Genomic DNA, 1750 nt, shown 5'->3' with positions numbered 1-1750 from the left:
CGATGAGACCGGGCATCAGCGTCGCGCCGGCAAGGTCGACGCGGGCGGCGCCCGCGCCCGCCATGTCGCCGAGTGCGGCGGCGTCGCCTGCGGCGAGGATGCGGCCGTCCTCGACCAGCACGGCGTCAGCCGGCTTCCCCGTCATGGTGAGGATCGTGCCACCCGAAAACAATGTTCGTCCGCCCATCTCCCGCCTCCCTTTTGGTTTGGCGCGAGCATGTAACCAATGGTAACATGAGTCAACCGGGAGAACCGAGATGCCAGCCGCAAGGCGGAAACCCACCGAATATCACCACGGAAACCTCCGCGAGGCGCTGATGGGCCTTGCCATGCAGCGGATTGCCGCGCGCGGCGCGCCGGATTTCACGCTGCGCGAACTGGCGGCCGAAGCCGGCGTCACCCATGCCGCGACCTACCGCCATTTCGCCTCGCGCGAGGCTCTGCTGGCGGCGATTGCGGCCTGGGGCTACCGCGAGCTGCACGCCCGCGAGGCCGCCGCGCAGGCGGCACGGGGGCCGGACCCCTGGGCGCGGCTGCTGGTGCTGCCGGAGACCTATCTCGCCTTCATGCTCGATGCGCCCGGTGCCTTCCACATCATGCTGGGCCACCGTTGGACGGATGACGAGACCTGGGCCGACGCCGTCGCCGCGCGAGCGGAAAGCTACGCGCTGCTGGAAGAGACGGCGCGCGCGTGCCAGCGCGCCGGCATCCTGCCCGACGGGAACCCGGCCCGGCTGATCGCCGCCATGCTGGGCGTGACGCATGGGTTGGCGTCCCTCTGGCTCAACGGCCAGTTCGGCGTGGTCGCCGGGGCGAGTGACGCAAAGGCACTCATACGTGAAACGGTTTGCGCCTCTTTCGAGGCCTTCCGGGCCAGCGATCCTGTATTGTGGCGGGACGCATAACAGGGAGGGCGCCCATGTTCAGTCACATCACCATCGGCTCGCGGGACCCGGACAAGGCGGCCATCTTCTACGATGCGGTGCTGGCAACACTTGGCATCGAGCCCTTCTACAAGCGGCAGGGCCGGGCATCCTGGGGCACGCTGACAGGCCCCAAGATCTTCATCGGCACACCCTTCGACGGCGAACCGCATCATCCCGGCAATGGCTGGCACGCGGCGTTTCTGGCGCCCGACCGCGCCTCGGTCGATGCCTTCCACGCGAAGGCGCTGGAAATGGGCGGCACCAGCGACGGCGAGCCGGGGCTGCGCCCGCACTACCATCCGAATTACTACGGCGCCTATGTGCGCGACCCCGAAGGCAACAAGCTGCAGGCGGTCTGCCACAGCAAGAAGGGGTGAGGCGCCTTGACTCTGCGCTCTGGTTTCCTTACATTTTGTGTGTAAAGTAAGGAGATTGAGATGGGCTACAATGCCAAGGTCACATCCAAGGGGCAGATCACGCTGCCTGCCGGAATGCGCAAGGCCCTGAACATTCACGAAGGCGACAAACTCGTCTTCGCGCAGGGCGAGGACGGCCGCTTCTATGTCGAAGCGAAGACCGGCACGCTTGGCGATCTCCGGGGCATCGTGAAGGGCGTGAAGGCGAAGCCGGGCGACATCGAGAGCTGGATCGGGGAAGCCAGAGGCAGGCGCGGGCGGTGATCGGCCTCGACACCAACATCCTGCTGCGCTGGCTTCTCGACGATTCTGGTGTGGCGGACAACGCGCCGGAACAGACAAGGCTTGTCGCGAAACTCATTTTCGAAAGCGGCGACACATTCTTCGTCAACAATATCGTTCTGGCGG

At 66.1% G+C, this 1750-nt stretch carries 3 protein-coding genes and 1 pseudogene; 3 read left to right on the top strand and 1 reads right to left on the bottom strand.

The features are described 5' to 3' along the window. Nucleotides 1-187, bottom strand: a pseudogene (locus WEB61_RS15115) (amidohydrolase); the annotation flags it as partial. Nucleotides 188-257: 70 nt separating this feature from the next. On the opposite strand from WEB61_RS15115, the gene WEB61_RS15110 reads away from it, so the two are divergent. The 3 genes from WEB61_RS15110 to WEB61_RS15100 are packed head-to-tail and all read left to right on the top strand — an operon-like array spanning nucleotide 258 to nucleotide 1606. Beyond that, complete coding sequence (locus WEB61_RS15110) at nucleotides 258-905, top strand: TetR/AcrR family transcriptional regulator (RefSeq protein ID WP_368065173.1); 648 nt, start codon at nucleotides 258-260, stop codon at nucleotides 903-905. Between the two features lie 14 nt (nucleotides 906-919). Beyond that, nucleotides 920-1303, top strand: a complete 384-nt coding sequence (locus WEB61_RS15105; RefSeq protein WP_368065172.1) for a VOC family protein — start codon at nucleotides 920-922, stop codon at nucleotides 1301-1303. A 60-nt stretch (nucleotides 1304-1363) separates the two neighbouring features. Next, nucleotides 1364-1606 (top strand): AbrB/MazE/SpoVT family DNA-binding domain-containing protein, encoded by a 243-nt coding sequence (locus tag WEB61_RS15100; RefSeq protein ID WP_368065171.1) that lies wholly within the window; start codon nucleotides 1364-1366, stop codon nucleotides 1604-1606. Nucleotides 1607-1750 lie beyond the last annotated feature (144 nt).

This window comes from Parvibaculum sp. (assembly GCF_040882025.1).
In the GTDB taxonomy this organism is placed as follows: domain Bacteria; phylum Pseudomonadota; class Alphaproteobacteria; order Parvibaculales; family Parvibaculaceae; genus Parvibaculum.
This window is presented reverse-complemented; position numbering and strand designations above follow the sequence as displayed.